Below are 349 nucleotides of genomic sequence, written 5' to 3'. Positions count from 1 at the left end.
CCCTCCAATACATGAAGCAATCCGTCCCACTTAAAAAACGGACTGATTTTTTTCAGCATAGCAATCAAGTCCGCTTCATTTTCTATTTCAATATCCAAAAATTCTATTACACTAATTTCAAGTCCATCCGCAATTTTCTTTAATTGTTCTACTTTCGGCTTTCGTATGCCTATTTCATACTTCCGAATTGTATTCACATTAATTCCTGTTCGTTCTGCAAGCAGCTCCTGCGATAGCCCTCTCTGTTTCCGAAAATAACGAATCTTTTCATTTATCTCCATGTCTTTCATCTGTTGAACTTCTCGACAATTTGTCGGGAAGTTGTTCCCTTTCCCAGTTTTCTTTTCCT

1 protein-coding gene is annotated in these 349 nt (G+C 37.5%); it reads right to left on the bottom strand.

Annotated features, from left to right (window positions below; translation table 11 throughout):
* Positions 1 to 349, bottom strand: a 349-nt coding sequence (locus LI112_RS18750) for a helix-turn-helix transcriptional regulator (protein ID WP_227191218.1), incomplete at both ends; no start/stop codon positions are given.

The organism is Blautia sp. 210820-DFI.6.14, from assembly GCF_020558815.1.
GTDB classification, from domain to species: domain Bacteria; phylum Bacillota; class Clostridia; order Lachnospirales; family Lachnospiraceae; genus Blautia_A; species Blautia_A obeum.
This window is presented reverse-complemented; position numbering and strand designations above follow the sequence as displayed.